At 67.7% G+C, this 25,403-nt stretch carries 13 protein-coding genes and 1 tRNA gene; 9 read left to right on the top strand and 5 right to left on the bottom strand.

Features of this window, described 5'->3' with window-relative positions:
- Nucleotides 1-140 precede the first annotated feature (140 nt).
- Entirely contained in the window at nucleotides 141-3,332 is a 3,192-nt protein-coding gene (locus tag WFI54_RS02770) for a PD-(D/E)XK nuclease family protein (protein WP_336651264.1), read from the top strand.
- Nucleotides 3,329-6,931 (top strand): ATP-dependent DNA helicase, encoded by a 3,603-nt coding sequence (locus tag WFI54_RS02765; RefSeq protein WP_336651263.1) that lies wholly within the window; start codon nucleotides 3,329-3,331, stop codon nucleotides 6,929-6,931. Before WFI54_RS02770 ends, WFI54_RS02765 begins: the two co-directional genes overlap by 4 nt.
- A gap of 6 nt (nucleotides 6,932-6,937) precedes the next feature.
- On the opposite strand, the gene WFI54_RS02760 is transcribed toward WFI54_RS02765, so the two are convergent.
- Nucleotides 6,938-8,197: a phosphotransferase gene (locus WFI54_RS02760; RefSeq protein WP_336651262.1), complete on the bottom strand. Its 1,260-nt coding sequence runs from the start codon at nucleotides 8,195-8,197 to the stop codon at nucleotides 6,938-6,940.
- 129 nt (nucleotides 8,198-8,326) lie between these two features.
- Between WFI54_RS02760 and nudC the strand changes: the two genes are divergently transcribed.
- Nucleotides 8,327-9,358: an NAD(+) diphosphatase gene (gene nudC, locus WFI54_RS02755; protein ID WP_336651261.1), complete on the top strand. Its 1,032-nt coding sequence runs from the start codon at nucleotides 8,327-8,329 to the stop codon at nucleotides 9,356-9,358.
- Nucleotides 9,348-11,030: an ATP-dependent helicase gene (locus tag WFI54_RS02750; RefSeq protein WP_336651260.1), complete on the top strand. Its 1,683-nt coding sequence runs from the start codon at nucleotides 9,348-9,350 to the stop codon at nucleotides 11,028-11,030. The genes nudC and WFI54_RS02750 overlap by 11 nt, the downstream gene beginning before the upstream one ends.
- Here the strand turns inward: WFI54_RS02750 and WFI54_RS02745 are convergent.
- Both WFI54_RS02745 and WFI54_RS02740 read right to left on the bottom strand, forming a co-directional pair.
- Entirely contained in the window at nucleotides 11,002-11,856 is an 855-nt protein-coding gene (locus tag WFI54_RS02745; protein ID WP_336651259.1) for a hypothetical protein, read from the bottom strand. The genes WFI54_RS02750 and WFI54_RS02745 overlap by 29 nt on opposite strands.
- 138 nt (nucleotides 11,857-11,994) lie before the next feature.
- Nucleotides 11,995-13,392, bottom strand: a complete 1,398-nt coding sequence (locus WFI54_RS02740; protein WP_336651258.1) for a zinc-dependent metalloprotease — start codon at nucleotides 13,390-13,392, stop codon at nucleotides 11,995-11,997.
- Between the two features lie 142 nt (nucleotides 13,393-13,534).
- On the opposite strand from WFI54_RS02740, the gene WFI54_RS02735 reads away from it, so the two are divergent.
- On the top strand, nucleotides 13,535-14,623 hold the full coding sequence (locus WFI54_RS02735; protein ID WP_336651257.1) for a YlbL family protein: 1,089 nt from the start codon (nucleotides 13,535-13,537) through the stop codon (nucleotides 14,621-14,623).
- A gap of 98 nt (nucleotides 14,624-14,721) precedes the next feature.
- Nucleotides 14,722-17,733 carry a UPF0182 family membrane protein gene (locus tag WFI54_RS02730; RefSeq protein WP_336651256.1) on the top strand — a complete coding sequence of 1,004 codons (3,012 nt, stop codon included), beginning with the start codon at nucleotides 14,722-14,724 and terminating at the stop codon, nucleotides 17,731-17,733.
- A gap of 162 nt (nucleotides 17,734-17,895) precedes the next feature.
- Here WFI54_RS02730 and WFI54_RS02725 read toward each other — a convergent pair whose 3' ends face one another.
- Together WFI54_RS02725 and WFI54_RS02720 are read right to left on the bottom strand one after the other, a co-directional pair.
- Nucleotides 17,896-18,303 (bottom strand): RidA family protein, encoded by a 408-nt coding sequence (locus WFI54_RS02725; protein ID WP_336651255.1) that lies wholly within the window; start codon nucleotides 18,301-18,303, stop codon nucleotides 17,896-17,898.
- Nucleotides 18,304-18,432: 129 nt separating this feature from the next.
- Nucleotides 18,433-18,506: transfer RNA gene (locus WFI54_RS02720), tRNA-Met, on the bottom strand.
- Nucleotides 18,507-18,767: 261 nt separating this feature from the next.
- Between WFI54_RS02720 and WFI54_RS02715 the strand changes: the two genes are divergently transcribed.
- From WFI54_RS02715 to WFI54_RS02705, 3 genes are all read left to right on the top strand, one after another.
- On the top strand, nucleotides 18,768-21,083 hold the full coding sequence (locus tag WFI54_RS02715; protein WP_336651254.1) for a hypothetical protein: 2,316 nt from the start codon (nucleotides 18,768-18,770) through the stop codon (nucleotides 21,081-21,083).
- Nucleotides 21,084-21,214: 131 nt separating this feature from the next.
- Nucleotides 21,215-22,945 carry a S1C family serine protease gene (locus WFI54_RS02710; protein WP_336651253.1) on the top strand — a complete coding sequence of 577 codons (1,731 nt, stop codon included), beginning with the start codon at nucleotides 21,215-21,217 and terminating at the stop codon, nucleotides 22,943-22,945.
- A 69-nt stretch (nucleotides 22,946-23,014) separates the two neighbouring features.
- On the top strand, nucleotides 23,015-25,399 hold the full coding sequence (locus WFI54_RS02705) for a CDP-glycerol glycerophosphotransferase family protein (protein WP_336651252.1): 2,385 nt from the start codon (nucleotides 23,015-23,017) through the stop codon (nucleotides 25,397-25,399).
- The last annotated feature ends 4 nt before the right edge of the window (nucleotides 25,400-25,403 follow it).

Raw genomic sequence — 25,403 nt, 5'->3', positions numbered from 1 at the left:
TGTGCTGCGATGCATCGAGGTCACCCGTGAGGTCGTTTCAGTGGTGGGATAACGACCATACGGGTGACCTCGATGCAGTTGCGGCGGTGAGCAGGCGGTGCTCGGCGAAGAATGTCCGAGGTGGTCGATAGGGTGATCCCATGTTTTCATTCGACCCGTCTCAACAGGCCGTTCTGGCCCTCGATCCAGGCCGCCACGCGCGCGTTCTGGGTGCGGCGGGAACGGGCAAGACCGCGGTGCTGATCGAGGCGTTCGCGCGCGCGATCAGCCGCGATGGCTGGGATGAAGATCACGCGCTCGTGATGGCCCCGAACCGTTTGGTGGCGAGCGAATTGCGCGGCAGGGTTGAGCGCCGTGCGGGGCGCGCGATCGGCGGCACCCCGGTGCGCACTGCAACCTCGCTCGCCTTCGCCGTGCTCGCCCGTGCAGCGGCTGTCGAAGGCCGACCAGCTCCGCGGCTGCTCACAGGCACCGCCCAAGACGAAGCGATTGCCGAGACGATCGAGCGGGGCCTGAGCGGGGCTGCGAGGATATCGGGCCTCGTACCTGAGGTGCTGCAGAGTCCGGCGTTCCGCGCCGAACTGCGTGAGCTGTGGCGCATCGTCGACGACTTCAATCTCCACGCTGCGGATTTCGCAGCACAGCTGCGTGAGCTGCGGGGCGACGCCGGCAGCGAGGTACTGACGCGGCTGCCGGCGCCCGAAACGCTCGAGCGCTGGTGCGACGGCCTTGACCTTATCGCCGCCGTCGCTGAACAGCTGACCCGCGAACGGCCGGGAGAGCTCAGCTCGAGCGCGCTGCTGCGCGCTGCGGCGGCGGCCGTGCAGGAGAGCGGTGCGGCGAGCGACGGCAGGTCGGTCGAGCCCGGCACCTTCCCAGTGCCGCGGCTGCTGCTCGTCGACGACGCCCAAGAACTCGGCGAGGGTGAACTCGCCCTGCTTGCAGCCTGCGCAAGCGTGGGGAGTCGGGTGTGGGTGTTCGGAGACCCTGACTCAGCGACGGGGGCCTTCCACGGCGAACGCACCGCGGTGCTCGCCAGGCTTGGCGACGAACTGCGGCGGCGCGGCGCGCCCAGCGACCCCGAACAGCGCGCGGTGCTCGGCAGGGTGCATCGCCAGGGGGCTGCGCTGCGCGGCTTCATGCAGCACCTCACCGAGCGTGTCGGTGCGGCCGGAGCGGGCGAGCAGCGGGCTGCCGGGGGAGCGGCGGAAACCCCGGGCACAGTCGAGTTCGCCGTAGTGGGCTCGCCCGCAGAGCAACTGGGGGTGATCGCGCATCGGTTGCGCGCGCGTCATCTGGGGCTCGACGCTCGCACTCGAATCGACTGGAGCGAGATGGCAGTCATTTGTCGCAGCCGCTCCGAAGCGCTGCGCGTCTCCAGGGCGCTCGCCACCCATCAGGTGCCCACGGGGGTCGCCGCCGGTGGCATCGTGCTGCGAGAGCACCAGATCGTGCGTGAACTCGTACGGCTGCTGCAACACGCGCTTGGGCTTGCACCGCTCACCGGTGAACAGGTGCTGCAGCTCGCCGGCGGCACGATCGGAGGCCTCGACCCCGTCGCGATCAGGCGACTGCGCGGGGCGCTGCTCATGCAAGAGCGCAGAGACGCCCGCACTGAACAGCGTGCGACCGGTGACATCGGCGACATCGTTCTCGAAGCCTTCGCCCACCCGGGCGATACCCCCCTGATCGACAGCTCAGGCGGGCGAGCACTGCGTCGCATCGGCCTGCTCGCGGCCGCGGCCGTGCGGGTGCGTGAGGCCGGGGGCACCGCTCGTGAGACGCTCTGGGCGCTGTGGGAGGGCACGCGGCTGGCAGAGCGCTGGCAGACTGAGGCCCTCGATGGGCGTGGGGCGCGGGCAGACGAGGCGCACCGCTCGCTCGACGCGGTGATGGGTCTGTTCTTCGCGCTGCAGCGGCATGAAGAGCAGGACAGCGAGCAGCCGATCGGCGATCTGCTCGAAGAACTCCTCCTCAGCGCCGTTCCAGAAGACTCTCTCGCGCAACGCAGCGAACGTGCCGCGGTCACCGTCACTACGCCGCAGGGTGCGATCGGACGCGAGTTCTCGGTGGTCGCCGTGATCGGTGTGCAAGACGGAGCCTGGCCGAATTTGCGCGCACGGGGCTCGCTGCTCGGCACAGCCTCGCTCGAACGCTGGCTGCGCGGGGCAGAAGCGATCCCGCCCTCCCGCAAAGACACCATGCATGATGAGCTGCGCCTGTTCGTGCATAGCTGTGCACGCGCACGCGATGAGCTACTCGTCGTGGCGATCTCTGATGACGACCAGCATCCGAGCCCATTCTTCGGCCTGGGTCGTGACCATCGCTGCGAGGGGCTGCCCAGCAGTCGGCTCACGCTGCGCGGATCCGTGGCAGAGATGCGGCGGCGGATCACGCTCAACCCTGCTGACACCGAGGCGCTGCGCTCGCTCGTCGCGCTCGCCCGTGAATCGGCGCCCGGTGCCCGGCCCGAAGAATGGTACGGAGTGCTGCCCCCGAGCACCACAGCGCCCCTCTTCGAACTGAACGACCCCGAAACCACCGTGCCCGTCAGCCCTTCGCAGCTCGAACGCGCAGAGACGTGCCCGCTCGACTGGGCCGTTGCAAGTCTCGGCGGCGGCACCGGTAACCTGCAGGCCAGCCTGGGCACGCTCGTGCACCACGCACTCGAGACGGCCCAAAGCCCCGACGCCGAGGCAATGCTCGACGCAGTGAAAGCCGAGTGGGCCAAGCTGCCATTCGACGCCGAGTGGGAATCAGAACGAGCCGAACGGCTCGCCCGCGCTATGACCGAAAGTCTCGCCGCCTACCTCAGATCTTTCGAAGCGTCCGACCGCCGCCTGCTCGGGCGCGAGACACCGTTCTCGATTCCGATCGACAGGGCCGTGCTGCGCGGCATGGCCGACAGACTCGAAGCCGTCGAACGACCAGACGGCGAAACCGAGGTGACAGTGCTCGACTTGAAAACCGGCCGTACACCGCCAAGCAAAGCCGCGGCCGAAGCCCACGCCCAGCTGCAGGCGTACCAGTTGGGGGTGGCGCGCGGGGCCTTCGAACTCCCCGAGAACACCCAAATGCCGGCGCACGCGCACAGCGGCGGCGCCCGCCTGCTATACGTGCACCCCGATGCGACCAAGAGCGCAGACTACATCGAGCGGGTGCAGCAGCCGATCACGCCAGAGGCGAGTGAACTCCTGCAGCGGCGCGTCGCCGACATTGCACAGATTATGGCCGCCGGAGAGTTCACCGCCCGCATCGAGCACCACTGCTCTGACCCGCACCAGCCAGGCGACTGTCGGCTGCACATTATCCCGGCGGTGAGCCGCGCATGAGCAGCCGCCAGCCCAGATCCACCCATCGCGAGGCTCCCGTGTTCTCGGCCTCCCGGATCACCGAGATTCTGGCCGTGCCGCCCAAGGCCCCGCTGACTCCCACCGACGAGCAGCGCGCGGTCATCGAGCACCCGCTCGGTGGCAGCACACTGGTTGTCGCAGGAGCGGGCAGCGGCAAAACCGAGACCATGGCCAACCGCGTGGTCTGGCTCGTCGCGAACGGCCTCCTCGAAGCCGACCAGGTACTCGGCCTCACCTTCACGCGCAAAGCCGCGGGAGAACTCCGCGAACGCATCTCGGGCAGGATCGACGCCTTCGTCGAACGGCTTCGCGACGCTGCAGAACGCGGTGCACTCTCGGCAGAAGAAGCCCGTCGGGCCGGCGCCCTCTCAGAGCAGCTCTCCGACGGTCTCGACATCCCAGACGTCAACACCTATAACTCCTTCGCAGCAGGCGTGCTGCAAGAATTCGGTGCCGCAGCCGGTGTCGCACCCGGTGCCGCGATCATCGACGAGGCGACCGCCTGGCGCATCGCCCGAGAAACGGTGATCGCGAGCCGGGATCCCGAACTCGCCCGGAGCGACCTCAGCCTGCCGCAGCTCGTTCGACACCTGCTCAACCTCGATCACGCCGTCTCCGACCACCTCACCTCGCTCGATCGCGTCGACCGCGTCGTCGAAGAGTTCGGGCGCGTGATCCACCTGCCCTACAACGACAAAGAGCTCGGAGGCGAGCCCAGCGGCAAGATGTACGCGCCCGTGCGCGACGCGGTGGCCAGCCTCGCCGAGACCCCGCTCATCACCCGTCTCGCTCGGGAGTACGCGGCCGAGAAGCAGCGCCGAGGTGTGATCGAGTTCTCAGACCAGCTCGCCCTTGCCGCCCTCGCCCTGGAACGCTCAGGCGATGCCGTCGCAGTGCTGCGGCGCAGGCATCGCGCCGTGCTGCTCGACGAAGTGCAAGACACCTCCGTGGGGCAGACCCGATTCCTCTCCCGCATCTTCGCAGGCGGTTCGGTCATGGCAGTGGGCGATCCGCACCAGTCGATCTACGGTTGGCGGGGCGCCTCGGCCGAGGGGCTGCAGTCGTTCCACGCTGACTTCCGCGGTCGAGGCACCGCCGGCAGCACACCCCCAGCCACGCTCACCCTGTCGACGAGCTGGCGCAACCCCGATCGCGTGCTCGACGCTGCGAACATCATCGCCGCCCCGCTGTCGGCCGACGCTGCGATCGATGTGCCACAACTGGCACCGCGCCCCGGTGCCGCCAGCGGCAGCATCGAATGGCGATACCCCGAGACCGTACATGAAGAACGCATCGCGGTGGCCGAGTGGATGCGCGATGCGCGCGATGCGCTCCTCGCTGAACACGGCGAACCGCCCACGGCCGCGCTCATCTTCCGTAAGCGCAGCCCCATGGCCGCATTCTCGGCGGCGCTCGACGATGTCGGGGTGCCCAACCGCATCATCGGCCTCGGGGGGCTGCTCACCACCCCTGAAGTCACCGACATCGTGAGCACCCTGCGCTGCGTCTGGTACGCCGACGCCGGGAACGACCTCATCCGGCTGCTCGCGGGCCCCCGTTTCCGCCTGGGCGTAGCCGACCTCGCCGGGCTGCGCGACGCGACCAGATGGTTCGCGCAGCGCGACATCTCGCAGCAGCTGCTCAGCGCCGAGGATCGCGCCGACGACAGCGTACTCCCCGACCCTGACCGCCGCTTCACGCTCATCGACGCACTCGACCAGATCGCGACCATGCGCAACCTCGACCACTCGGCGCTGCGCGGGATCACCCCAAACGGCCGAGAACGGTTGCGCGATGCGGGACGAATGCTCGCCAAGCTGCGGCAGGGCGTCGGTGGCAGTATCCCCGAGCTCATCGGGGCGACCGCACAGGCGCTGCGCCTCGACATCGAACTCGACGCCAACGAAGCGCGCGAGCACTCCGGCAGCTCGGCAGCCCACGCCAACCTTGACATCTTCACCGAGCTCGTCGAAGGGTATCTCGCCGTCGACAGTCGAGGCACACTCGCCTCGCTGCTCGAATGGATCGAGCGAGCGGTCGAAGCAGACGAGACAGCCGAGCATGTCGCCGCGCCGGCCCCGGGAACCGTGCAGCTCATCACCGCACACGGGTCCAAAGGCCTTGAGTGGGATCTCGTCGCCGTGCCCCGACTCGTCGCGGGCGAGTTTCCCGGAGCCCCGCGCAGCGGTGCCGGCTGGCTGCGCACCGGCGAACTGCCAGACGAACTCCGCGGCGACGCCGCTGCGCGCCCCGAGCTCAACTGGCGGATCGCAGCGACGCAGCAAGAACTGCGTGACCGCATCACCGACTATCGAGAAGAACTGAAAGAACGACACCAAGATGAAGAACGCAGGCTCGCCTACGTCGCAGTGACACGCTCCGCCAGCCGCCTGCTGCTCAGCGGCTCATTCTGGGGAGGCCAGACCAGGCCTCGTACGCCCTCTCCATACCTGCTCGAACTGCAGCAGGCAGGCTTGATCTCTGGGCTGCCAGAGCAGAGCGCCCACGACACCGACCCCAGCGAACTCGACGAACTCACCCTGCAGTGGCCGCTCGACCCACTCGGCTCCCGAGGGCCCGCGGTGCGACGCGCGGCCGAGGCCGTCATCCTCGCCCTGAACGCAGCAGACGCGCAGCCTGATCCGCTCGAAGACCCCGAGCTGCACCCCACCGTGAGGCTGCTAATCGCCGAACGACGCGCATCTCGGGCCGGGGTGCACCCAGCTGCTGCGCCGCTTCCCGGCACAGACCCCGAAACAGGCCCCGGCACGAACCTCAGCGCGGTCGCGGCTGCTGAGGCCGCCGAGGATGCCGAGGATGCAGGCTCACTGCCGGACACCAGCCCAGCTTCGAGCCCGCCTGCCCCGACGAACCCCCGCGCCGAATCGGTGCTCGCCCAGGCAGCGACCGCGCTCCCCGAACGCATCACCGCATCGACGTTCCACGAGTTCATCGAGAACCCGCAGCTCGCCGAGCGTCGTCGGCTCCGGCCGGTGCCTCAGCGACCCTACCGGCGCACCCGCATCGGCAACCGCTTCCACGAGTGGGTCGAGCGGCGGGCCACCACGGCGAGAGGCACTGCGCTGCCCCTCACCGGCCTCGACCTGGAGAGCGGCGATCCTGAGCTGACTGAATTCGAGAGCGAAGCCGAGCTGCGGCCCCTCATCGAGCAGTTCGAACGGTCGCGGTGGGCCCAGCGCCAACCCATTGCAGTCGAGCAAGAGGTGACGCTGCCCTTCGCTGGCCGAACGCTGGTCTGCAAGCTCGACGCCGTGTACCGCGTGCCCGGCGATGCCAACGCCCCCGCAACGACTGCCGAGCTTGACCGCTTCGAGATCGTCGACTGGAAAGCCGGGCAATCGCCCCGCACGGAGGCCGAGCGTGAAAGCCGGTTCTTTCAACTCGACCTCTACCGGCACGCCTACGCGCAGTGGGCCGGCATCGATGCCGAGCGCATCGATGTTTCCCTGTTCTACGTCGCTGAGGGCGTCGAACTCACCGGCAGTCGACCGCGAAGCCTGCACGAACTCGAAGAGATCTGGAACTCAGCGGCTGCGAAACTGCGCACCGGGGAATAGCGGGCCTCAGCGGCTCGGGGGCTCCGGCAGCTCGTCGGCGTCGATGGGCTCGGTCAGCTGTTCCGAGATCGGTTCGGTCAGCTGCTCCGAGATCGACTCGGTGACGTGCTCTGAGCGGTCATCGCCGTCTTCGCGGTCGGCCACGCCGTGCTGCTCAGCCGCCTCGCGGTCCCCGCGCTGCTCGCCCCGCTCATCGAGCGGTTCAATGAAATCGGTGTCAACGCCGAACATGCGGTCTTCGTCCAGGGCCTCGTAGGCGGCGGTATCGGAGAGACGATCCACAACTTCCGGGGTCTCCTCCAGCAGCGCCGACACCTCCGACTCATCGAGCGGCGTGTGATGCTGGGCGGCGAAAAACGCCGCCCCAAGGGGCCCAGAGGTGCCCACGATGCGATCGAGCATGGCGACCGCATCGTCGATCACTGCCTGATCGTGCGACTCCACACCGTGCAGCAGCCAACGTGCCACCTCCAGCTCGTGGTAGAGCGCTGCCCGCACCCGCAGATGCGACAGCGAACCGGTGTTGCGATGCTGCGCATACCGCGCGAGCACCGCGTCGAGCACCTCAGATCCTGCCGCCAGCAGCCAGGCGAGATCGCCAGCGGGGTCGCCGACGGAGAGCTCTGACCAGCCCAGCACGCCCGTGATCCGCTCATCTTCGACAAGCAGATGCTCAGCATCGAGTGAGCCGTGCACCACCGTGGGTGTGAAATCCCAGATTTCCGCGGTTTCCACGGTCAGTCGCCAGCGTCGCAGTACGGTCTCGGGGAGCAGTCGTGTTGCCTCTGCCTTGTCGATGAGGCGCGTGGTGAGCAGTCGGAGATCTTGCGCACTACGAATGGGCAGGCCGCCATGCTGTGCCACACTCGTCGGCAGGTCGTGCACGGCGCCGAGCACCTCGGCGATCGGCTGCAGCAGGTGCGCATCATGTGAGAGATCTTCGGCCTCGAAGTGCGAGCCCGGGAGCATGGTCGACACCACTGCTCTGGTGTCGCCGGCGCGTGTCATGCCGAGTGTTTCCGGCACCGCGAATGGCAGGCGGCTGCGAGGCCCCTCGGTGAGTGCGGCCAGCCCCAGCAGCTCTGCCGACTGCTGCACTTCGGCCGCCTGGGTGCGCGGCACCCGCACCAGCAGCTCCGCATCCTCGCTCGCGATCACGGCGGAGGCGAAGCTCTCATCGCCCTCGTGCTCGCGCACCCCGAAGACCACGAGGCCCGGTACAGCCGAAGTCGCGAGCGCGGCTAGAGTGAAGGGAATGGTGGCCATGTATTCAGGGTATGCACGTGAGCAGGCTCAGCGGCTGCGCCACGCGCATCGTACGTCACACCGGGCGAAACTTCGAGGGGCCGCGGTGGCCTCGGCCTGCAGCACGCGAACCGCGCGAGAGGAGACCCGATGATTGCGGATCACCCGCCGCTTGCGGGCGGTGCCCTTGACCGTGATGCCGAGACACGCACCGATGCCGAGCGTTTGCGCGATGCCTGGAATGATCCTGCGGCGCGCCTCCTGCGGTTGCGCGGCAGTGAGATTCCTGTGGTGGAGGGCGACGGTGAGCTGGGTGCGGGGCCGCGGCTGGCGCTGATTCCTCCCGCGGGTGAGTTCGAGGCGGCGGATCAGGATCAGCACGCCCGTCATCTCTTTCTTGGCCGTGTGAACGGTGCTCCCGTGTTCGCGCTCGTACTGCACGACGGTGCCGCCGACGCGCCTGGCTTGCCCGGTGAGCGTTGGTGCCATCCGTTCTCGGTGGCCGACAGGCTGCCGGAGGCGGAGCGCGAGATGATCGCCGTCGCCTCGGGCCTCGCGCGCTGGCATGAATCTGCGCGCTTCTCCGCGCGTGACGGCAGCCTCACGGAGCCCGCGCTCGGGGGCTGGATGCGGCGTGATGCTCACGGCGGTGAGCATTTTCCTCGCACCGACCCCGCGGTGATCGTGCTCATCGAGCATGAGGGTCGGGTGTTGCTCGGGTCGAATGCGCTGTGGGAAAGCGGTCGATTTTCGTTGCTCGCCGGGTTTGTTGAGGCGGGGGAGTCGCTTGAGCAGGCTGTGGTGCGCGAGGTGTTCGAGGAGTCGGGGGTGCGCCTGGGCGAGGTCGAGTATGTGGCCTCGCAGCCGTGGCCGTTTCCTCGATCGCTCATGCTGGGGTTCCGTGCGCGGCTGGCGCCGGGGGTGGATCCGCACGAGCTGCACCCGGATCCCGATGAGATCTCAGAGCTGCGGTGGTTCACGAGGCAGGAGCTGCGCAGTCCCGCGCCCGGCATCACCCTGCCGCGGCCACTGTCGATTGCGCGCTGGCTGATCGATTGCTGGGTCGCCGAGGGCGAAACCGCGGCTGCACTGTCGCCTGGCTCGCCTGGCTCGCCTGCGCAAGAATGTGGTGCTGCCGCGAAGACTGTCACTCCCCACGCGGAGGGTGCACATGGCGAGTGACACCGACCCGATTCTTGCGGCGCTCGACCCCGAGCAGCGGGAGATTGCAGAGAGTTTGCGGGGCCCGGTCGCGGTGCTCGCGGGTGCCGGCACCGGCAAGACGCGCGCGATCACGCACCGCATCGCCCACGGCGTGCGCAGCGGTGTATACGCACCCGAGCGTGTGCTCGCCGTAACCTTCACCCGCAAGGCAGCGGGGGAGTTGCAGGGGCGGCTACGCGGGCTGGGTGCTGATGGCGTGCGAGCGCAGACCTTCCACGGTGCGGCGCTCGCGCAGCTGGGGCATTTCTGGCCGCAGCTGGTGGGGGGAACTGCGCCGAAGGTGCTGCCAGGCAAAGTTGCTGCGCTCTCGCAGGCTGTGGAGGGCATGGGATTGCGGATCGGGGGCGAAGCCCTCCGCGACGCTGCCTCCGAGATCGAGTGGCGTAAAACGTCGATGCTGAGCATTGACGCCTATGCCGAACGGGTGCAGAATCGGCCGCTGCCCACTGGGCTCACCGCCGAACAGCTTGTCGATCTGCACCGTGCGTACGGGGAGTTGCTTGAAGAGCGGCGGCAGATCGACTTCGAGGATGTGCTGGTGCTGCTCACGGGCATGCTCGAAGCCGAGCCACTAGCGGCGCTGCAGGTGCGCGAGCGGTATCGCTTCTTCACCGTCGACGAGTTTCAAGACGTGTCGCCCCTGCAGCATGCGCTGTTGCGGGTGTGGCTGGGGGATCGCGATGATCTCTGCGTGGTGGGCGATGCGAGCCAGACGATTTACTCCTTCGCGGGCGCGTTGAGTTCGTATCTGCTGCGCTTCGGCACCGAGTATCCGCACGCTCGCGAGATCAGGCTCGAACGCAATTACCGCTCGACCGAGCCCGTGGTTCGGCTCGCGAACAAGCTGATGCGGGATCGCCCCGGCGCGCTCACCTTGCGCGCGACTCGTGAGCGCACGGATGCGGCTTCGCCCACTTTCGAGTGGTTCGGTAGCGAGCAGGACGAGGCTTCGGCCGTAGCCGATTCGATCGCAGACGCCATGAAGCGAGGCACCCCGGCCTCCGAGATCGCGATTCTGTATCGCACGAATGCTCAGTCCGCTCGCTTCGAGGAGGCCCTGCAGCAGCGCGGGATCAGTGTGCGCGTGCACGGCGCCCAGCGATTCTTCGAGCGCGCCGACGTGCGCCAGGCCGTGATGCTCATCAGGGGGGAGGCGAAGGTCGCCGATCCGCGACCGCTGTTCCAGATCGTCAGCGATGTGCTGCGAGCCGGCGGGTGGACGGGCAAAGCTCCCGAGGGTGCCGCCGCGCGTGAACGCTGGGAGGCGCTCAGCGCGCTGCTTGCGCTCGTCGATGAGATGCCGCCGGGCACAGGGATTCGCGAGTTCAGCGAGGAGCTGCTTGCCAGGCAGCGCACGCAGCACGAGCCCACGCTCGAAGCCGTCACGCTCAGCGCCATCCACGCGGCCAAGGGTCTTGAATGGTCGATGGTGCACGTGGTCGGAATGAGCGAGGGGCTGCTGCCGATCGCTCACGCCGATGATGAAGCCGCGATCGATGAGGAACGGCGGCTCGCATATGTCGCCTTCACCCGGGCGCGCGATGTGCTGCGGCTCTCGGGTGTTGGTGGGGGAGCGCGCGCGCCGCGGCAGCCGTCGAGATTCATCGCTGAGGCCGGTCTGCTGGCGTGAGTGCTCCGCAGGCGCATTCGGGATGCGCGGAGACGCGTGTGAGGCGCGGCGCGGCGCTCACCTGGCCCTGCCGCATCGGGATCACCGCGCGTGTCGAGTGAGCCGATGCGTCATCGGCGCGCCAACGACCGATGAGCATCGCCGCGAACGCTGCGGCCATATGTGCCCCGGCGGCAGTCTCGGTGCGCGGATTCGCCCCGTGGAGCTGCGCTGCGAGCACCGGGTAGGCGGGGTCTGCTGCGAGCATCGTCAGCGCGCAACAGGTGTGGCACGGTGCTCCGTGCTCTGAGACGAGCGGGCCCACCAGGATCGCTCGATCGGTGAACCTGATGAGCAGGTGCGGCACCGCGAGACTGAGCCAGCGCTGTGCCCGTTCCAGCGGTTCGAGAAAACGCTCGACATGCACTACCAGCTCGTATGCGGCGTCTGCGTCGGGCACCGCGTCGAGTGCGCAGAGACCGGTGGCTGTCAGCGCATCGCGCAGCGCAGGCACCTCGCGCCCGTCATCGCAGAGCAGGGTGCGCAGGGCGTGCCGCGTCGCCTCCGACCCGCGACCCGTGTGCGCCGGTGCCGCCACCGATTCGAGTGCCGGCGAAAGCGCCGAGAGCACTGCCCTCGTCTCCTGCGGGGTAGCGCCCAGCCGGCGTGCTTCTCGCGTCATGCGGCGGGGCGGGATACCGGCGATGAGCGCGCCGATGAGGCGTTGCACGCCAGCGCTCGGCTGGTGCACGCGGGCCTCGGCGCGCTCGAAGCCCACGCGCAGCGTGTCTGGGTCTTCCCAGCAGAGCGGAAAATCGGAGCGGATGCGGGTGATCGTGTCGTTCATGCCACGAGTTTGCGGCATACCCGATCCGCCCTAGCGGTTATCCACAGAGATCAGTCGAGATCGGCGAGAGGCCCCTGGATTCGCCCCGCTGTGAGCGGAGTGCCAAGCGTCGCGGGATCACCCGATCCCGCGACGCAGTCACACGGCGCGATCGCGCCCGTCTTCGCCGCCCTCGTGCGGGGGAAGCTCTCCGTCAAGCAACTGCGCCAGCGCGGCATCGAAGTCGTCTGCTTCGGTATCGGGTGCCGCTCCGGCAAGGCCGAGACGTTCGAGCAGCCGTGCCGGATGATCGAGCTCCTCCGCGGTGGGCAGCAGATCGGGGTGGGCCCACAACCCGTCGCGAGTAGCGGCGTCGCTGCGCTCAGCGACCAGTCGCCACACGGCTGCAGCATCCCGCAGTCGTCGGGGGCGCAGTTCGAGACCTGCGAGCGCTGAGAAGGCGTGCTCCGCTGGTCCGCCGGTCGCCCGCCGCCGCCGCACCATCTCGGCGATCGCCTCTGCACCCGGGATCCGCTTCGCAGCATCCGCGGTGACCACATCGACCCAGCCCTCGATGAGGGCGAGCATCGTCTCAAGCCGCGCATGCGCGGCTTCCTGAGCCTCGGTCTTCGGCGGGATCAGCGCACCGTTCGACAGCAGCTCCTGAATCTGTTCCGGGTGCTGCGGGTCGATCTCCCGCGCCATCTCCTCAATGCGGTCGGTGTCGATTCTGATGCCGCGCGCGTAGTCGGTGATCGCGGTGAGGAGGTGCAGCCGCAGCCACTTCGTGTGTCGGAACAAGCGTGCGTGCGCAAGCTCACGCACAGCGAGATAGAGGGTGACTGCTTCGGCGTCCTGATCGAGCCCCTCGGCGAACGCCGCGACCCCGCTCGGCAGCAGGGCACCGCCCTCACGGCCCGGCCCGGACAGCAGCGGGATCCCGATGTCGCCTGCTGACACGACCTCCCCGGAAATCTGCCCCACAATCGTGCCCAGCTGCACTGCGAACAGTGCGCCGCCCACGCTGCGCAGCATCGGCTTCGCGCCCTGCAGCGCGCCGTTCAGTTCCTCCGGCATCTGGCTCTGCAACGCCTCGACGAGCGCGCGCGTAATCGACTCCGCAACGGGCTCGGCGAGGCTGATCCACGTATCAACCGACTGCTGCACCCACTCGATGCGGGTGAGCGTGCGCGGCGCATCCGGCGTCGCCCCCAGCTCCGTCGCCTCATCGAGCCACAGCGAGGCGACCGGGAAGGCCCGCATTGCCGGGGCAGGATCGCCTGTCGGCGCACCCGTGCTCGCCACCTCGATCGCGGTGCGGCGCGCCGTCGACCAGTCGATCTCGTCACTGGGGTGCTGCATTGCGCCCTGCAGTGTACTGAACAGACCCTGCAGGGTCTTCGGGTCGACGGGGATTCCCGCGGCCTTCGCGAACTGCTCAGCGTCAAGGCCGCTCGCCCCGCCACCGCCCTGGAGCATCTCCCTGAGGATGCGCTGCAGCTCCTCGAAATCTTCCGGGCCCCGGTTGCCGGGGTTGTCGTGGTCGCTCTCGCTCATTGCCCGTTCCTCCGCTCGTGCGTCGCCATCCACGCTACGGCACCGCCGTCAGATCCGCCTGCTAGATTGGCCGTCGCTCGGCGAATCCCATTGCGCCGACTGCGAACAGGTGCGGTGCGGATCCGCCCGCCGGAGGAGACCAGTGAACAACGACAGGATCGAGCGACGCCGCCTGCGCATCATGCTCGCAATCGGACTCGCCGCCTGTGCGGTGCTGCTGGCCGCGCTGATCCCGTCGCCCTTCGCGATCGAGCGACCAGGGCCCGTCGTGAACGTGCTCGGCGAGGTGCAGCTCGACGACGGCGAGACCGGCCCTGTGATCACCATCGACGACGCCGAGCTGTTCAAGACCGGTGGTGAGTTGAACCTGCTCACCGTCTCGATCCTCGGCGATCCCGAGCACCCGAAAAGCTGGCTGTCGCTGCTGCCAGCGCTGCTCGACCCCGCGCAACGCATCGCGCCGGTGAGCGAGTTCTACCCGGAGGGGCTGACCGTTGAGCAGCGGACTTCCCAGAACGCCGCATACATGGATTCGTCGCAGATGCAAGCTGCGGCAGCGGCATTCCGTTGGTTGGGGGAGCCAGTGCCTGTCGAACTGAGCGTCGCAGCGGTGATGGAGGGCGGCCCCGCAGTTGGTGTGCTGCAGGAAGGCGACGTGCTGCGCACCGCAAACGGGGAGCCCGTCGGTGACTTCACAGCGCTGCGGAAGCACGTCATCGCTGCCGGAGCCGGCGGCACACTGGTGCTCGGTATCGAGCGCGACGGCAGCGAGCAGCAGGTCACGCTCGTGCCGCAGCTGCGCCAGGGCGGCGAAGAGCCGCTCATCGGGGCGTCGATCGCTTCGCAATACGAGCTGCCGAGCGAGGTCGATATCAGCCTGTCGCGCATCGGGGGCCCGAGCGCAGGTCTCGTCTTCGCCCTCGCGATTGTCGACAAGCTCACACCAGGCGAGATGCTGGGCGGGCAGACGGTGAGTGCGACGGGCACCATCGATGGGGCCGGAAATGTGGGGGCGATCGGCGGTCTCACGCAGAAGATGTGGGCGGCGGATCGGGCAGAGAGCGATCTCTTCCTGATGCCGATGGCCAATTGCGGTGATCTGCCAGACAAACGCCCGGAGGGGCTCAGGATCGCACCCGTTGCGACGCTCGACGAGGCGATCGCCGCCGTCGAGACAGCCGCGGATGGGAAGGAGCCCGCGGGCATCGATCGTTGCGAGCTCACTGGCTGATGCCTCGGCGCATTGTCAGCGGCGCCCGATAGGGTGGAGCGCAGCCCCCGCCCGGCGCGCCTGAGGCGCGCACTCAGGACAGGAAGAACCCCGACGACGTGACCGACCAGAACGCAGGCGCTCCGGCCGCCACTCCACGCAAAATCTCCCCGCTCGCCATCACCGTTGTGCTGGTGGTGCTGCTGATCCTCGGCTTCCTCGCGGTTGCCGCTGTGACGGCCGAGGTGCTGTGGTATCGCCAGATCGGGTACCTCCCGGTGCTCACCACGCAGTGGATCGCCGCTGCTGCGATGTTCCTTATTGGGTTCTTCGGCATGGCAGTGCCGCTGTTCTTCGCGATCGATATCGCTTACCGCAAGCGCCCCGTATACGCGCGACTCACCGCACAGCTCGATCGCTACCAGGAACTGTTCGAACCGCTGCGGCGCCTGGTGAAGTGGGCGCTGCCCTCCGCCTTCGGCCTGTTCGCCGGTATCAGCACCGCGACGCAGTGGCAGCGTGCACTGCTCTGGCTCAACAGCGAGCCCACGGGTGAGAAAGATCCGCAATTCGGATTCGACGTCTCCTTCTACCTCTTCGACCTGCCGATGATGCAGGCCATTGTCGGCTTCGCATCTGCCGTCACCCTTATCGCGCTCATCGCCGGGGTTGCCACGAGCTACCTCTACGGCGGCATCTCGTTCTCGGGCCGCGACGTGCGCGTGTCGAAGGCGACCCGTATCCAGGCCGCCGTGATCGCCACGATCTACCTGGTGCTCCAGGCTGCGAGCCTGTGGCTCGACCAGTACGCGTCGCTCAACGACAGTGCCGGCCGCTGGACGGGCGCGCTGTTCCAAGACGTGCAGGCCGTGATCCCGGGCAAGCAGATTCTTGCCGGTATCGCAGTGATCGTGGCCGTGCTGTTCCTCATCACCGCCTTCACCGGCAAATGGCGTCTGCCGGTGATCGGCACCGCGCTGTTCCTCGTGTCGAGCATCGTGCTCGGCGTCGGCTACCCCTGGGCGGTGCAGCAGTTCCAGGTGGGGCCAGATGAGAAGAGCCTCGAAGCCGAATACATCGGGCGCAATATCGAGGCCACCCGGGCCGCCTACGGCATCAACGATGTCGAGGTCGAACGCTACGACGCTGTTACCAACGCGGAACCCGGCGCGCTGCGCAACGATGCGGTGACCACCGCGAACATCCGCATCATTGATCCCGAGATCGTGTCGCCCACCTTCGCGCAGCTCGAGCAGATTCGTCAGTACTACAAGTTCCCGCGCTCGCTCAACGTCGACCGCTACGAGATCGACGGGCAGGTCGAAGACACCGTCTCGGCGGTTCGCGACATCGACATCAGCGATCAGGAGGGCTGGTACAACCGCACCCTCGTCTACACGCACGGCTACGGCCTGGTCGCCGCATACGGCAACCAGCGCTCACCGGGCGGTGAGCCCGTGTTCCTCGAGAACGGGATCCCCACCAGCGGCAAGCTCGGCACCTTCGAACCGCGCGTCTACTTCGGCATCAACTCGCCCGAGTACTCCATCGTGGGCGGTGAGCGGAAGCGTGCCATCGAGCTCGACTACCCGGCTGACGCCGAGAGCGAGGCAGAAGCCTCGGCCGATGCCTCAGGTGAAGCGGCTCCTGCCGAAGACCAGTCGACGAAGTCTGAGACTGTCAAAGAAGACGGCAGCAACGGCCGTCAGAACATGACCACCTTCTCGGGCAACGGCGGCCCCGAGCTCAGCAACCTCTTCACGAAGCTCATCTACGCCCTGAAGTTCCAGGACATGGAGGTGCTGCTGTCGGGTGCTGTTGTCGACGGATCGCAGATTCTCTACGACCGCAACCCCGTCGAGCGTGTGCAGAAGGTTGCGCCCTACCTCACGATGGACAAAGCCCCGTACGCCTCGGTTGTCGACGGGCGTATCGTCTGGATCGTCGACGGCTACACCACCTCAGACGACTACCCCTACTCGCAGGTCACCGATATGAACGCGCTGACGGTTGATGCCGACAGCGAGCGCACCGATCCGCTGCCCAAGCCCGTCAACTACATCCGCAACTCCGTGAAGGCGACTGTTGACGCCTACGACGGATCGGTGAAGCTGTACGCCTGGGACAGCGAAGATCCGCTGCTCAAGGCGTGGGGCAGCATCTTCCCGGGCACGCTGGAGAGCGTCTCCGAGATGAGCGGAGACCTGCTCGCTCACGTTCGTTACCCGAGCGACCTCTTCAAGGTGCAGCGCGCGATGCTCGGCGAATACCACGTCACCGACGCCGACGCCTTCTACTCGGCCGAGGATCGGTGGCGCACACCGAACGATCCCGTATCGAGCGCCGGGGCAGGCGCGCAGGCACTCGCGCAACCGCCCTACTACCTCACGCTCGCCGCGGGCGCTGATGCCGAGCCGAACTACTCGATCTATTCGACCTACATCCCGGATCAGAAGGGCGAGGGCTCGCGCGATATCCTCACGGGATACCTTGCCGCGAACTCCAACGCGGGCTCCGAAGCCGGCAAGGTCTCGGACGACTACGGCACGCTGAAGCTGCTGACGCTGCCGAAGGGCGACCCGATTCCGGGTCCGGGCCAGGTGCAGAACAGCTTCACCACCGACTCCGAGGTGTCACGCCTGCTCAACATCCTCCGCCAGGGTGAGAGCCAGGTCATCAGCGGCAATCTGCTGACCCTGCCTGTCGGTGGCGGCCTGCTGTACGTGCAGCCCGTCTACGTGAAGGCCTCCTCGGGAACCAGCTTCCCGATTCTGCAGAAGGTGCTCGTCTCCTTCGGCGACCAGATCGCGTTCGAAGACACCCTCGACGCGGCCCTCGACGCCCTCTTCGGTGGCAACTCGGGAGCGAGCGCGGGTGACGGCGACACAGCACCCACAACCGAGAAGCCTGCCGACGGTGGAACCGCTGCGCCCGACGCTGGCACCTCGGGCGGCGATACCGGTAGTGGGCCGACCGGTGGCAGCAACGCTGCGCTCGACGCTGCGCTGGGCGATATGAAGCAGGCCATCCGCGACCGCGACCAGGCGATGCAGGCGGGCGACTGGACGGCCTTCGGTGAGGCCGATGCGCGACTGCGTGCGGCGCTGGAAGCGGCTCTCGCTGCGGAGTAACGCCCCTGCGCATCGAAGCGCGGCCGGGGCGGGGAGTGATCCCCGCCCCGGCCGTTGTCGCGCGCCCGCACTTCGCTCACATGAGACGCAGAAGGCTTGGTTGAGAAAGCATAGTGGTGAGTGCGCAGCGAGGTGGTTTGGGTGTTGGAACGCCCAGAATGCTCAGTCGATGACGGCGGCGACTGCCTCGATCTCGACGAGTTGATGGTCGTATCCGAGCGCTGCAACACCAATGAGGGTGCTGGGAACGTCGTGCTCGCCAAAGGCTTCACGGACCACTTCCCAGGCCTCCACGAGATCGTGCTGTTTTGACGAGGCGACGAGCACTCGTGTGCTGATCACGTCGGTGAGAGTGGCCCCTGCTGCGGCGAGCGCACCCTGCATGGTCTCGATGCAGGCTGCGGCCTGTCCGGAGAAGCTCCCAATGGCTGCGGTGGTGCCATCGTGGTTGAGTGGGCAGCTGCCCGCGAGGAAGATCAATCGGGCCTCGGCGGGTGCCGTGGCTGCGTAGGCGTATTCGGCGACGTTGGAGAGGTGAGGAGCGCGGATGAGCTGTACGGCGGTAGTCATGGGTGTAGCCTACCGTTGCGCTACAGGTGTTTCCTGATGGGCCTGTGGTGATGGCCGCCGGGCAGCTTCCAGGCAAGCGAAAGGCCCCTGATCTGGTGGTAAACACCTGATCAAGGGCCAATCTCATCGTTGCGGGGGCAGGATTTGAACCTACGACCTCCGGGTTATGAGCCCGGCGAGCTACCGAACTGCTCCACCCCGCGGCACAAGAATTAACTATACATGGGGAATCTGGTCGATGCAAATCAGGCTCGGCTGGTGCCTGTGGACAAGGTCTGCAGCGCTGCTGTTGCTGGGGAGAGCATCAGGGGGAGATGCGCGCCGGTGCGGCGGGGCACACCTCAACATCCATCGATCCTGAGAAGGGAAACCCCATGCAACATCTCGATCCGCCGCAAAACCGAAGCCAGCGCCACCCGAGGAAGAACCGCGGCGCTTGTGGCGCAGATTTTGGCGTGCAGCCCGTGCCGCGAGCCCTGCTCCGAGCTGCAGGGCTCGGGGTCACCGCCGCCGTTCTCGCCGGCGCCGCCTGCACCACAGCCGCTGCAGCGCACGCGGCACCGCCCGCCGAGGCGCGGGCCGCCACCGCGCAGCATTCCTTCGTGCCGCTGTCGTTTTCTGCAGCCTTGAATCCCCTCGCCAGAGGCAGCGAACCGGGTGCCGTCGAGTGCCCGATCGCGAAGGCCGCGATCACACGCAACACCGTGACGGGCACCTCGGGGTCTGTGCTCTACGACTACCAACTGCGGCAATTTCGCTGGTTCGCCGGGAGTGGCAACTACACCCTCGAATTGGATCTCGCGCCGTCGGTTACGGCCGGGAGCCGAGCGCGGATCACCTTCGAAAACGCCTTTGCGTCGTGGCCCGACACGCTCGAGATTAACGGTGTGCAGGTGGCGCGGGCCGTCGGCAGCGAATCTCCCTACGGTGCCAACAAACGGGCCTCGACCTGGGTGGAATATGAGTTCCTGCCGTCGATCGACAGCCTGGTCGATCGACGTATCTCGTTCTCATCGTTCTACGAGTTCTATGGGCTCGGCGATTTGCCCGCCCTCGGCACGCAGCTCACCGGCCGTGTATCGAGCTGCATGCCCGTGTTGAACGCCGACCTGGGGGTCGTGCTCGAGACCGCTATTCCGATGGGAGTGACCAGTTCCTACGCGTCGGTGCCTGGAGCAGGGATGAATTGGCAGCTCTCGCACCATGCTGACGCCGGCCCGGCGGGGGCACAGGGTCGTCGCATCGAGGTGGTGCTGTCGAACCCCCATGAGTATCGGCTGAATCCACGAGCGCTGAAGGCGGCGAGCTACGCGGTGAATGACACCCGGTTGCGTCCGATCATCGGAACGGAGCAGCAATTCGACGTGCAGAACGGCCTGAACATTACCGAACTGCCGAACGGCGATGTGGGCCTCAGTTTCGTGGCCCCGCGGCTGGGTGACCATCGACGCTTCGTTGTGCATGTGTCCGGGAGTTCTGCTCTCGTAGGACAGCATCTCGACCCGCACCATCGCCAGATCACCGGCAGCTTCAGGGTGGACGGTGGAGCGGCGGCCCTGGTGTCGCCGGAGGCGGGTTACGGGTCGGTTGGAGGGAAAGCGCGGCCGGTAGGACCGCCCATGTTCGAGAAAACTCTCGATGGCGACCGAGGATATCTGCTGCGGATCAGCAACCCCTCCGAGGGTGACGACGGCTATGTGGTGCGTCCAGGAACTGCAGTGGACCGCTTCGTAGTCAACGGCGACACGGCTAACCCCGGAGTGGCCATCGTCGACCCCTCCCGCGGAACGGTTACGGGGAACACTTGGACCTATCCCATGCTGCAACCGGGGGAGAGTATCACCGCATCGGTGCCCTTCAATGCCGCAGCCTGGTTGCAGGCGGGCGGGCCACGGATCGTCACCTCCGTCAACTCCTTTGGTTTGGAAGGAATGGGCGAGTGCGTGACCGGCCCCGTCCTGTTGGAACAGGGAACGGAGTGTTCGAAGGTCGAGGGCGGGGCACCGCCGCGTCAGACTGCGAAGCTGCAGATCGACAAGGCTCAACTGGGAGAGCCCGTGCTCGCCGAAGACGGCACCGCAATGACGGTGAGCTATCGCATCAAGGTGCGCAACACCGGAGGTGTCGATGCATGGGCAGACGCAGCAGTAGTGCGCGACACCTTTCCTGAGGGCGCACGAGAAGTGACGCTGGTGACCCCGCCGACACTGCTCGCAGGTGGTGTGCCGGAGTCAGGGCCTCACGCCACACCGGCCGATGCTCCGGCTGGGACATTCGATCCCCGGACCGGCGTGTGGGATGGTTTCTCCTTGAACGGAGGAGCCGCCGCCGCGATGGAATACTCAGCGGTGCTGCCGGTGCCTGAGGCGGGCGAGCCGCTTCGGCATGTCAATCGCGCCACTGTCGAGGCCGGGGGCCTCGCGGCACGCGCGGTGGATGCCGTTTGCGTTGCAAACGACACGCTCGACGCCGATGATGACCAGTGCGATGAAGTGACCACAGTGGCGGATCCTCCGCCGGCCACAGAAAACGTCGCGCCACCTCCGGCTCCGCAAGCGCCGGATGTTCCGGCGCAGGTGCGCCTCGCGGTGACAGGTGGCGATCGCAGCCTGCTGATGATCGCAGCCGTCGGGGGCGTGCTGCTTGTGGGAGGTGCGGCGACAGCTGGCGCGGCGACCGTGCGTGCGCACAGGCGAAGAAACGGCCTACTCGGCAGCAGCATGCACACGCGCAAGCGCGGCCGTGCCGAGGTGTCGCAGGGTTGGCGCTCCGTGGCCTGAACCTGCGAAAACGCAAAATCCGGTGGCAGAGTGCTCCGGGGCGGCGCGCGATCCGCAGCTGACACGCAGCGTGCATAAATGCAATTCATAAGTTCACGCGCCAAGGTGGGATATACGAGAAAGGAGCACCCATGACCACCACCCCCGAGCACGATCACCCGGGCGCCCAGCACACCCCCGGCACTCCTGGCACCCCCGCAGGGGCCGGTGAGGGTGCCGCGCCGCAGCAGCCCGCGCCGGAAGCCCCGGGAGCCGGTGCAGCCGCACCGCAGCAGCCCGCACCCCACCAGACGCAGCCCACCACTCCGCTGCCTGAGAGTCCCGCAGAGCAGCAGGGCGCATGGCATGGCACGGCGGCACCGCAGGCCCCGGCAGCTCAGGTGCCTGCGCCTCAGGCCCCTGCAGCGCCACAGACCGCCGCAGCACCCCATGCGCCGGCTGCGCAGCAGCTGCACCAGCCCTCGGTTCAGCACCATGCCCAGCCCTATGCCCAGCAGGCTGCTACGACCGAGATTCCTGGCCAGCAGCGGGACGGTCTCGGTGCAGCGGGGCAGACCCCGCACACCACTCAGGGCGCGACGGCGGGCGCGAGCTTCGGACAGTCCGGCAGCCACCAAGGTCAGCCGGCGGTGGCAACTGCCCCGGGGCAGCCCAAGAACCGCAGCGGTGCGCTGCTCGCGGGGCTCGCCATCGGCGCACTGCTCGGCGGTGTCGTGGGCGGCGGAGTCGCAGCGATCGTCGCCTCCAATGTGGCCCCGCAGACCGTCGCCGAAAGCGGGGGCACCGGAACGCTCACGCTCAACAACGCCGAAAATGCGACCCAGATCTCCGGGGTGGCAGCTGTCGCAACTCCCAGCGTGGTCACCCTGCAGGTCTCGGGTGAGAACGCCTCGGGTTCCGGCTCCGGTGTGATCTACCGCGAAGACGGCTACATCATTACGAACGCCCACGTGGTCACGCTCGACGGGGCCACATTCGACCCCCAGGTGCGCGTCAAGTTGAGTGACGGTCGCATTCTCGATGGCAAGGTTGTCGGCACCGCGCCGTACTCCGACCTCGCCGTGGTGAAGGTCGACGCCGAGGGACTGCCGGCCATCAAGGTGGCGAACTCTGACAAGCTCAACGTCGGAGATCTCACCGTCGCGATCGGTGCTCCTCTGAACCTGGCGAACACCGTGACGAGCGGCGTCGTCAGCGCGGTCAACCGCGGCATTTCGGTCGGCAGCGCACTCGTGCCGCAGGATCAGACGCCGCAGGAGGGCGAGGGCAACAGCGGCAGCCCCTGGGATTTCCGATTCGGGCTCCCCGGGCAGCCGCAGCAGGAGCAGCAACAGCAGCAGTCTTCTGGCGGCACTGTGACGCTCCCCGTGATCCAGACCGACGCTTCCATCAACCCCGGCAATTCGGGCGGTGCGCTGCTCAACGGCAAGGGCGAACTGATCGGCATCAATGTGGCGATCGCATCGCCGACAAGTTCGCAGGGCGTGGCCGGCAGCGACGGTCTCGGTTTTGCGATCCCCGTCAATCTCGCCACTCGCGTCGCCGACGAGATCATCGCAGGGGAGCAGCCCTCGCACGGTCTGCTGGGTGCTTCCGTGGCCGACTCCTCGCAGGACACCGATGAGGATGCGAACCACGCCGGCGGTCTGCTCGTGGATGTTGTGCGCGGCGGGCCCGCAGACGCCGCGGGGCTGCGCGCCGGTGACGTCATCACCGCCGTCGACGGAGTGCCGGCAGTTGACGGCACCTCGGTCTCGGCCCTGGTGCGCATGCACCCCGGTGGCAGCAAGGTCTCGATCGATTACACGCGCGGTGGCGAAGCGAAGCAGACGGAAGCCACGCTCGGCACGCTCGAGTGGTAATCGGTGCGGGTCGATGTCCGTTCAAGGCATCGACCCGCACGGCTGCTCGTCAACGCTAAGCTGAGTCAGATGAGTACTGCCGGATTCAGCTTCGCGAGCGGCAACCTCGCAAAGCTGCTCGCGCTTCCCAAATATCTGCTGTCGCTGCTGGTCTCGTGGGTTGTTCCACGTGGCCGGCAGCGATGGGTGTTCGGCAGCGGCATCGGCGTCGGCGAAGGGGCACTGCCCCTCGCCAGAGCCCTGCGCGACAGCGACCCAGCAGCACGCATCGTGTGGCTCGTCGCCGACGAAGCCGAAGCAGATCTCGCGAGGGCCGAAGGGTTCCTGGCCGTGCCGCGGATCGGCTGGGCCGGGTACTGGCACACCTTACGGGCCGGCACCATCGTCGTGACCCACGGCCTCGGCGACGCCAATCGCTTCGGCGTCACCGGAGCCACCGTTGTGCAGCTGTGGCACGGCGCCCCCCTCAAACGTCTCCACCTCGATTCTCCCGTCACCACGGCCGTGCGCGGCCCCGCAATCGTGCGAGCGCTGCTGCGCCGCATGTACTTGGCAGGCGCGCGTGAGGTTGACCTCTTCGTCGCCGGCTCAGTGCTTGCCGCCGAGCGCCTCCGTTCGGCCTTCCGCGTCGACCCCGGCAAGGTTCGTGTGCTCGGCGACCCGCGAGACGACGAACTCGCGCGGCAAGCGCGCGACCCGAAGGCCGCGGCCGACGCCCGCGCCCGGCTCGTCACAGCGCTCGGCGATGCCGGATCCGCTGTCGGCGACAACGAAACGATCGTGCTGTACGCGCCCACCTGGCGAGACGGCGAGCCAGACCCCGCCGTGCCGGAGGCAGCCGAGATCGCGATGATCAGGCGCACTCTCGCTGACATCGGCGCGCACCTCGTCATCCGCTCTCACCCCCTCGGCAGCGGTGCCTATGAACCGCTCACGGGGGAGCGCGTGCACCTGCTCGGTGCCGACAGGGTGCGCGACATCACCCCCCTGCTCGGCGGAGTCGACATCGTCGTCACCGACTATTCCTCGCTCGCCATCGACTTCTCGCTGATGGGGCGGCCGATCGTGTGGTTCGCCCCCGATCTTGAGCGTTACACCGCCAGTCGCGGTCTCTACGAGCCGCTCGAGGTGACAAGCGCGGGCCGTGTCGAACGCAGCTGGGCCGATGTGACGCGGCGCCTGAGCGAACTGCGCGGCAACCCGCTGGCGCACCGCGCCGCCCAGTCCGAGGCGCGCGCCCTCGCCGCCCGCTTTCACGCCCACCCGGAAGGGGGAGCTGCGCAGCGAGTGCTCGCCGAGATCACCGCGCTGCGCACGCCACTGCGTGAGCTCGTCAACGGGGAGTCGGTGTTCTTCGAGAGCTTCTACGGGCGTCAGGTGAGCTGCAACCCGCTCGCGCTCGATCGTGAGATCGCCGCACGGTTCCCAGCGCTCACCCGCTACTGGAGCGTCACCAGCGAACGTCAGCAGGTGCCGGAGGGCGGTGTGGCGCTGCTCGTCGGCGGCCGTGAGTGGCTCGCCGCGCGTCGTACAGCCCGACTGCTCGTGGTGAACGACTGGCTGCACGGCGGTCTCGGCGGCAACCGCTTCCGCAGACGCCGCGGGCAGACCGTGCTGCAGACCTGGCACGGCACCATGCTCAAGCACCTCGCGCTCGGGCGGCCCCGAGTGAGTTTGCGCACACGCCTCGCGATCCGCCGCGAAAGCAGTCGCTGGAGCCTGATGCTCTCGCAGAACCCCCACTCGACCGAGCAGTTCCGGGCAAGCTATGCCTTCCGCGGTGAGATTCTCGAGACCGGCTACCCGCGAGACGATCGTCTCGCGAAGGCTATGCTCGGCAGCGAACGCAACCCCATCGCGGTCCGCAGCGCCCGGGCCGCGCTCGGCATCGCCCCGAATGCCCGCGTGCTCGCCTACGCCCCGACCTGGCGCGACGGCGGCCTCACCCTCGTCGACGAGCTCGACGTGCGCGCCCTCGCTGAAGAACTCGGCGACGACTGGACCATCGTGGCGCGAGGCCACACCCGCACCCACGCCTTCGGACGCTACGGCGGCGCTTCGGCGCGAGTAATCGATGCCTCGCAGCACCCTGATGTGAACGATGTGATTCTTGCCGCCGATCTGCTCGTCACCGATTACTCGTCGATCATGTTCGACGCCTCGATCGCGCAGCTTCCAATGCTCTTTTTCGTGCCCGATCTCGCCGCCTACCGCGACAGCGAGCGCGGCTTCACCTTCGACTTCGAGCGGGCTGCACCTGGGCCGCTGCTGTCGCGGCGCGCAGAGGTCGTCGCGTGCGCCCAGCAACTCGCCGAGTTCGCTTCGGACGCCGCGTGGGTGCGTTCGGCGGAGCCCGCTGCCGCTGCCTGGCGCGCGCGCTTCAACCCGCACGACGACGGCGGAGCCTCAGCGCGCGTGGTTACCGCGCTTGCGGAGCGTGGTGCGCTCGGCTGAAGAT

Source organism: Leucobacter sp. MMO-125 (genome assembly GCF_037148395.1).
GTDB lineage: Bacteria > Actinomycetota > Actinomycetes > Actinomycetales > Microbacteriaceae > Leucobacter.
This window is presented reverse-complemented; position numbering and strand designations above follow the sequence as displayed.